Here is an 8083-nt window from a genome sequence, read left to right as displayed (position 1 = left end):
TACGTCAGGGTAAAGCCTTTTTGGTTACTTTTTCGGCGTCTGGAAAAAGTGACCCGCCGTAAGGGCGGAACCCTAAGTAGCCATCACAAAAAAAACGGATATACACCCAAAATCAAAAAACCCACCAAAGTCCGATAACCGCCCACAAAAAATGCCCCGATCTCTCAACCGGGGCATTCAGCACAACACTACAAAACCATCAAACCATCAATGCGAAACCGCCCCGCTCGCCCCCAACCCCGTCTGCGAACGCACGAACTGCGGGAAAAACAGCGCCCGCTCATTATCCGCAGCCGCCGACTTGTCAGTAATCGAGAAGAACCAGATCCCGACAAAAGCAATGATCATCGAAAACAGCGCCGGATACTCGTAAGGGAAGATCGCCTTCTCATGATGCAGAATCTGCACCCAGATGGTCGGACCAAGAATCATCAGCCCCACCGCACTCACCAACCCCAACCACCCGCCAATCATCGCGCCACGGGTAGTCAACTTCTTCCAGTACATCGAAAGCAACAACACCGGGAAGTTGCAGCTGGCCGCGATCGAGAACGCCAGACCCACCATGAACGCAATGTTCTGGCTTTCAAACAGAATGCCCAGACCAATGGCCAGAATCCCCAGCGCAATCGTGGTGATCTTCGAAACGCGAATCTCATCCTTGTCGTTGGCCTTGCCCTTCTTGATCACACTGGCATACAGATCGTGCGATACCGCCGAAGCACCGGCCAGAGTCAGACCCGCCACAACCGCCAGAATGGTCGCAAACGCCACCGCAGAGATGAAGCCAAGGAAGATACTGCCGCCCACCGCATCAGCCAGGTGCACCGCCGCCATATTGTTGCCACCGAGCAAAGCGCCCGCCGCATCTTTAAAGGCCGGATTGGTGCTGACCAGCAAGATCGCGCCGAAGCCGATGATGAAGGTCAGGATGTAGAAATAACCAATGAACCCGGTCGCGTACAGCACGCTCTTACGGGCTTCTTTAGCGTCACTCACAGTGAAGAAGCGCATCAGGATGTGCGGCAGGCCAGCGGTACCGAACATCAGTGCCAGACCCAGCGAGAACGCCGAAATCGGATCTTTCACCAGACCGCCCGGGCTCATGATCGCCTCACCTTTGGGGTGAACCTTGATCGCCTCGGAGAACAGCATGTTGAAGTCGAAGTTGACGTGCTTCATCACCATCAGCGCCATGAACGAGGCACCAGACAGCAACAGCACCGCTTTGATGATCTGCACCCAAGTGGTCGCCAGCATGCCGCCGAACAGCACGTACATGCACATCAGGATGCCAACCAGAATCACCGCGACGTAATAGTCGAGACCGAACAGCAACTGGATCAGCTTGCCGGCGCCAACCATTTGCGCGATCAGGTAGAACGCCACCACCACCAGCGAACCGCAGGCCGACAGCGTGCGGATCTGGGTTTGCCCGAGGCGGTAGGACGCCACGTCGGCAAAGGTGTATTTACCCAGGTTACGCAGACGCTCGGCGATCAGAAACAAAATGATCGGCCAGCCCACCAGGAACCCGATCGAGTAGATCAGACCATCGTAGCCGGAAGTGAACACCAGCGCGGAAATCCCCAGGAAGGACGCCGCTGACATGTAGTCACCGGCAATCGCCAGACCGTTCTGGAAACCGGTGATCTTGCCGCCCGCCGCATAGTAGTCGGCGGCCGACTTGTTACGCTTCGAGGCCCAGTAGGTGATGCACAGCGTGGCACCGACGAACACCACAAACATGGCGATCGCGGAGACGTTGAGCGGTTGTTTGTGGACTTCACCCGTCAGGGCTTCAGCGGCCCAGACGGCGGGCGCGAACGCTGCGATGCTCAATAAAGCCAGTAGACGCCGGATCATTGCTGAGCCTCCTTGAGAATCGCATTGTTCAGGTCGTCAAACTCGCCATTGGCGCGGCGCACGTAGATCGCGGTCAGGATGAAAGCCGAGACAATCAGGCCGACACCGATCGGGATGCCCCAGGTGATCGAAGACTCGGGACTGAGCTTGGCCCCGAGCACTTTCGGGCCGTAAGCGATCAGAAGGATGAATCCGGAGTAGAGCCCGAGCATGATCGCCGAGAGTATCCAGGCGAACTTTTCCCTTTTTCGCACCAGCTCCTTGAATCGGGGACTGTTTTGAATCGAGAGGTAAATGCTGTCGTTCATTGTTTTTATCCTCGCAGCACAGATTATTGTTGGAACATAGCTAATGTATGCGGCTGCGAGCGCGGTAACAGACGACCTTAGTAGTAGAACGCCATGACCCTTTTGCCAATTTCAAGCACACACAAAAAACTGTGGGAGCTGGCTTGCCAGCGATAGCGCCTTGTCAGCCAACTTATCAGTCAACAGACAGACCGCTATCGCGGGCAAGCCCGCTCCCACAGGATTGATGGTGAACAAAAGCTATTTCGGGTTATTTAGTCCAGTCAGCCACGCGATCCGGGTGCTTGGCGACCCAATCCTTGGCCGCTGCTTCAGGTTTGGCACCATCCTGAATGGCAAGCATGACTTCGCCGATTTCGTCTTTCGACGCCCACTGGAAGTTCTTCAGGAACTTGGCCACTTCCGGCGCCTTGGCGTCCAGTTCTTTGCTACCGATGCTGTTGACGGTTTCAGCTGCGCCGTACACGCCTTTCGGGTCGTCGAGGAAGCGCAGTTTCCACTTGGCGAACATCCAGTGCGGCACCCAACCGGTGACAGCGATGGATTCGTTCTTCTTCTCGGCACGGGTCAGCTCGGCGATCATGCCGGCGCCGGAACTGGCCTTGAGGTTGTACTTGTCGAGGCCGTAATCCTTGATCGCCTGATCAGTCTTGAGCATCACGCCTGAACCGGCGTCGATGCCGACAATGCGGTTCTTGAAAGTGTCATCGGTTTTGAGGTCTTCGATCGACTTGGCTTTCACATACTCCGGCACGATCAGGCCGATTTTCGCGTCCTTGAAGTTCGGGCCGTAGTCGACGACCAGATCCTTGTTCTTCGTCCAGTATTCGCCGTGGGTCACGGGCAGCCAGGCGGAAAGCATGGCGTCGAGTTTGCCGGTGGCGACACCTTGCCACATGATTCCGGTGGCGACGGCTTGCAGTTTCACGTCGTAGCCGAGTTTCTGCTTGATCACTTCGGCCGCTACGTGGGTGGTCGCGACGCTGTCGGACCAGCCGTCAACGTAACCGATGTTCAGGGTCTGTTTTTCAGCGCTGGCAAATGTGGAACTCATCGCAAGCACCAGAGCGGCACCTGTGCCTAAAAGTCGTCGCATCTTCATCGTTACTTCCCCGAAATGCTGCGCCCGACGGATGACGGGCGACGTCAACGTATTGTTATGGTGCACAGCGCCCCCATCACGCCCGACCGCAAACTCGCTCGACTGCCAGTGGAGTGCTGACGCTTTCGATCATCAACCTGACGACCATCGCGACCTGCTCTGTCAGCGACCTCAAGGCAACGAGAAACGACATCAGAAGGCCATTAACCGCGCCTATATAAATGACGCCAAATAATCCGCCCGAACTTTGCATGTCAAAATCATGCGAGCCACCAACCCCCGCTTAAATGCAGGTAACATGCGTCGCTTTGCAGCCACTCGGCCTGACCATGTCCGCGACCTCCCGCTTTCCTTTTCTTCCTTATATCTTCGCCTGCCTGTTTGGCCTGTTTGCGCTTGGCGGCTTCTGGTACGGCTTGGGTAAACCGGTGATTCTGCCAGACGCCGCGACGCCGACGCACAAGCTGCAATGCGCCTCCTACACCCCTTTCGATAAAGACCAGTCGCCGTTCGACGTGCCGTTCAAACTGCGCCCGGAGCGCATGGACGCTGACCTTGCATTACTGGCGACGCGCTTTGAGTGCATCCGCACGTATTCCATGACCGGCCTCGAAGCGTTGCCTGATCTGGCGCGCAAGCATGGCTTGAAGTTGATGATCGGCGCCTGGGTCAACAGCAATCCGGTAGACACCGAGAAGGAAGTCGATCTGCTGATCAAATCGGCCAATGCCAACCCGGACGTGGTCAGTGCGGTGATCGTCGGCAACGAAGCGTTGCTGCGCAAGGAAGTCACCGGCGCGCAACTGGCCCGACTGATCAACAAGGTCAAAAGCCAGGTCAAGCAACCGGTTACCTACGCCGATGTCTGGGAGTTCTGGCTCAAGCATCCGGAAATCGCGCCGGCGGTGGACTTCTTGACCATTCACCTGCTGCCGTACTGGGAAGATGATCCGTCGAACATCGACGCGGCCCTGCAACATGTCGCGGATGTGCGTCAGGTGTTTGGCAACAAGTTCGCACCCAAGGACGTGATGATTGGCGAAACCGGTTGGCCGAGCGAAGGTCGCCAGCGTGAGACCGCGCTGCCGAGCCGGGTCAACGAAGCCAAGTTCATTCGCGGGTTTGTCGCAATGGCCGAGAAAGAAGGCTGGCATTACAACCTGATCGAGGCGTTTGACCAGCCATGGAAGCGGGCAAGCGAAGGCGCGGTTGGCGGGTATTGGGGGCTGTTTGACGCCGATCGTCAGGATAAAGGCGTACTCGCCGGTCCCGTGACCAATGTGCCGTACTGGAAAGAATGGCTGGCGGTCGGAGGACTGATCTTCCTCGGCACCCTGATCCTCGGCGGCCGGGTTCGCACGACACGCTCGGCACTGATCTTGCCGCTGCTGGGCGCCCTCGCCGCTTGTTCGATTGGCGCCTGGGGCGATCTGGCGCGAGTCACCACACGATTCACCAGCGAGTGGCTGTGGGTCGGGTTGTTGACGGCACTGAATCTATTGGTGCTTGCACATGCCGCGCTGACATTGAGCGCTCGTATTGGCTGGCGTGAAAAAGCCTTCAACCTGCTGGAGCGTCGTGCCGGGTGGCTGGTGGCCGCAGCCGGTTTTGCAGCGGCGGTGATGATGCTGGAAATGGTGTTTGATGCGCGCTATCGCAGTTTCGCGAGCATGGCGTTTGTGGTGCCTGTGCTGGTTTATCTGTGCCGGCCGGTGAGCGTGCCGCGTCGTGAGATTGCTCTGCTGACCTTTATCGTCGGTGCGGGCATTGCGCCGCAGTTGTATCAGGAAGGTTTGCAGAATCAGCAGGCGTGGGGTTGGGCGCTGGTCAGTGGGTTGATGGTGATTGCGCTGTGGCGTTGCTTGCGGGTTTGTACCCGCTGATCTTCGGCGTCTGTACCGCCCTCATCGCTGGCAAGCCAGCTCCCACAGAGGTATGGGTTAACACGACATGTGTGCACGACCCAAAAAACTGTGGGAGCTGGCTTGCCAGCGATGGCTGACTGTCAGGCGCTACGGGAAGCTCTGACCAGCCGCAACCCGGCAATCACCACCGCAAACACCGCCAGTGTCGTGTTGTACAACGCCAGTGCCGGCAACCCGACCACCAGCGCCAGCACCGCCAGCCACCACCCTGCCCGCCCCGGCACGACAAAACCGAGCAACGCCGCACCCAACGCCGTCCAGCCCAATACCTTGAAGTGAATCATCAGCCCCAGGTTCGAGCGCAGCTGACACTCCCATCGGCTCGCCTCATCAACGCAGATGCCGACCCACTGCCCGTCCTCCATAAAGCCATAGCGCGCGCCATAACTGGCGGCCAGCCAAAGCGGCAGCAAAACAAGCAGCAGAATCACGGGCAAGCGGCGGGACATGAAGCACTCCAATCTTCGGAAATCGGCGGCCAGCTTAATCTGCCGCCATCCATACGCAAGCACTAACAACAGTTAACTAGTCATCCAATCCGTGCAAAGTGTATCGTCCAGCTACTATTACTCCGAATTCTGCCTGTTTGGTGCCGCGGCATGGCACTTTGGCGCAAACCCGGTGGTCATAGCCTGCGAACTTCATTCGGCACCTTCCTCTAAGGGATCTAGTCATGCTCCGTTCCTTGCGCTTCGCCGCGCTGTTCAGCGGCCTTATTCTGAGTGCGTCCGCACTGGCGGTGGATATCGACGCCGCCAGCTATGGCTACCCCCTGACCAACCCGTTCGAGGCGACCATCGCCACGACTCCGCCGGACCTGCGTCCGGAACTGCCGCTGGATGACGACATCAATCAGTCGGATCGCAGCGTCACCCTGCGTCCGGAGCGAGCGTTCATCCTGCCGGACAACTTCTGGGCGGTGAAAAAGCTCACCTATCGCATCGCCGAGCAGGACAAACCGGCACCGCTGATCTTCCTGATCGCCGGCACCGGTGCGCGCTACGACAGCACGCTCAACGAATACCTGAAAAAGCTCTACTACAAGGCCGGCTACCACGTCGTGCAACTGTCGTCGCCGACCAGTTTCGACTTCATCAGCGCCGCTTCACGCTTCGCCACCCCGGGCGTGACCAAGGAAGACGCCGAAGACATGTACCGCGTGATGCAGGCCGTGCGGGCGCAAAACCCGAAAGTGCCGGTCACTGACTACTACCTCAGCGGTTACAGCCTCGGCGCTCTGGATGCCGCATTCGTTGCGCACCTGGACGAAACCCGCCGCAGCTTCAACTTCAAGAAAGTCCTGCTGCTCAACCCGCCGGTCAACCTCTACACCTCGATCACCAACCTCGACAAGCTGGTGCAGACCGAAGTCAAAGGCATCAACAACAGCACCACGTTCTATGAACTGGTACTGGGCAAACTGACCCGCTACTTTCAGCAGAAAGGCTACATCGACCTCAACGATGCCCTGCTGTATGACTTCCAGCAGTCCAAGCAGCATCTGAGCAATGAGCAGATGGCAATGCTGATCGGCACCTCGTTCCGCTTCTCGGCCGCCGACATCGCCTTCACTTCGGACCTGATCAACCGTCGCGGCCTGATCACCCCGCCGAAATTTCCGATCACCGAAGGCACCAGCCTCACGCCGTTCCTCAAGCGTGCACTGCAATGCGACTTCGATTGCTACCTGACCGAACAGGTGATTCCGATGTGGCGCGCCCGTACCGACGGCGGCAGCCTGCTGCAACTGATCGATCAGGTCAGCCTGTACGCGCTGAAGGATTATCTGCACGACAGCCCGAAAATCGCCGTGATGCACAACGCCGACGACGTGATCCTCGGCCCGGGCGACCTCGGCTTCCTGCGCAAGACCTTTGGCGATCGCCTGACCGTTTACCCACTGGGCGGCCATTGCGGCAACCTTAACTACCGCGTCAACAGCGACGCCATGCTGGAGTTCTTCCGTGGCTAAATATCTCCTGCTGATTGCAGCGTTACTCTGTGCAGGCGTGGCCCAGGCCGACAACAGCAAAGCCAATGCACCAGTGGTCGTCGACAGTGACGGTTTCAAGGAGCCGCTGTCGAAACTCAAGTTCAACCCGGGGCTGGATCAGCGTGAATTCGAGCGGTCGACGCTCAACGCGCTGAACGTCTATGACCCGCTGGAAGAGTGGAACCGTCGCGTTTACCACTTCAACTACCGCTTCGACCAATGGGTGTTCCTGCCCGTGGTCGATGGCTATCGCTACATCACGCCAAGCTTCGTACGTACGGGCGTGAGCAACTTCTTCAACAACCTTGGCGATGTGCCGAACCTGGTCAACAGCCTGTTGCAGTTCAAGGGCCAGCGCTCGATGGAAACCACCGCGCGCCTGCTGCTCAACACTACGATCGGCATCGCCGGCCTGTGGGACCCGGCCACTGCGATGGGCCTGCCGCGCCAGAGCGAAGACTTCGGGCAGACCCTGGGCTTCTACGGCGTACCGGGTGGCGCATACTTCGTCCTGCCGATCCTCGGCCCGTCGAACCTGCGTGACACCGCCGGTCTGGCTGTGGATTACAGTGCTGAAACGGCGATCAACTTCCTCAACGTTTCGGAAGTCAGCTCCAACCACCCGGAAATCTGGGCCCTGCGCGCCGTCGACAAGCGCTACCAGACCAGTTTCCGTTACGGTCAGCTGAACTCGCCGTTCGAGTACGAGAAGGTGCGTTACGTGTACACCGAGTCACGGAAGTTGCAGATTGCCGAATAAGTAGGCGGCAACAAAAAAGGGCCATTCGACGCGAGTCGAATGGCCCTTTTTCATGGCACCACAAAGATCAAACTGTAGGAGTGAGCCTGCTCGCGATAGCGGTGTGTCAGGTCATGACTGACACACCGC

At 58.2% G+C, this 8083-nt stretch carries 7 protein-coding genes; 3 read left to right on the top strand and 4 right to left on the bottom strand.

Features of this window, described 5'->3' with window-relative positions:
• Positions 1-207: 207 nt before the first annotated feature.
• The 3 genes from AC3WMT_RS30700 to AC3WMT_RS30690 form a co-directional block, all read right to left on the bottom strand.
• Complete coding sequence (locus AC3WMT_RS30700; RefSeq protein WP_103307418.1) at positions 208-1866, bottom strand: cation acetate symporter; 1659 nt, start codon at positions 1864-1866, stop codon at positions 208-210.
• Positions 1863-2174 carry a DUF485 domain-containing protein gene (locus AC3WMT_RS30695; RefSeq protein ID WP_103307417.1) on the bottom strand — a complete coding sequence of 104 codons (312 nt, stop codon included), beginning with the start codon at positions 2172-2174 and terminating at the stop codon, positions 1863-1865. Before AC3WMT_RS30695 ends, AC3WMT_RS30700 begins: the two co-directional genes overlap by 4 nt.
• Positions 2175-2424: 250 nt before the next feature.
• On the bottom strand, positions 2425-3276 hold the full coding sequence (locus AC3WMT_RS30690) for a glycine betaine ABC transporter substrate-binding protein (protein WP_103307416.1): 852 nt from the start codon (positions 3274-3276) through the stop codon (positions 2425-2427).
• 287 nt (positions 3277-3563) lie between these two features.
• On the opposite strand from AC3WMT_RS30690, the gene AC3WMT_RS30685 reads away from it, so the two are divergent.
• Positions 3564-5159: a glycoside hydrolase family 17 protein gene (locus AC3WMT_RS30685; protein WP_103307415.1), complete on the top strand. Its 1596-nt coding sequence runs from the start codon at positions 3564-3566 to the stop codon at positions 5157-5159.
• 122 nt (positions 5160-5281) lie between these two features.
• Here the strand turns inward: AC3WMT_RS30685 and AC3WMT_RS30680 are convergent, their stop codons facing one another.
• A complete protein-coding gene (locus AC3WMT_RS30680; RefSeq protein ID WP_103307414.1) occupies positions 5282-5650 on the bottom strand; it encodes a hypothetical protein in 369 nt (122 codons plus the stop codon).
• A gap of 224 nt (positions 5651-5874) precedes the next feature.
• Here AC3WMT_RS30680 and AC3WMT_RS30675 point away from each other — a divergent pair, with 224 nt between their 5' ends.
• Together AC3WMT_RS30675 and AC3WMT_RS30670 are read left to right on the top strand one after the other, a co-directional pair.
• The gene (locus tag AC3WMT_RS30675) at positions 5875-7173 is read left to right on the top strand and encodes a serine/threonine protein kinase (RefSeq protein ID WP_103307413.1); all 1299 of its coding nucleotides are present in this window, start codon (positions 5875-5877) and stop codon (positions 7171-7173) included.
• Positions 7166-7954: an MlaA family lipoprotein gene (locus AC3WMT_RS30670; protein ID WP_103307412.1), complete on the top strand. Its 789-nt coding sequence runs from the start codon at positions 7166-7168 to the stop codon at positions 7952-7954. The genes AC3WMT_RS30675 and AC3WMT_RS30670 overlap by 8 nt, the downstream gene beginning before the upstream one ends.
• The last annotated feature ends 129 nt before the right edge of the window (positions 7955-8083 follow it).

It is taken from the genome of Pseudomonas sp. FW305-7 (assembly GCF_058786735.1).
This window is presented reverse-complemented; position numbering and strand designations above follow the sequence as displayed.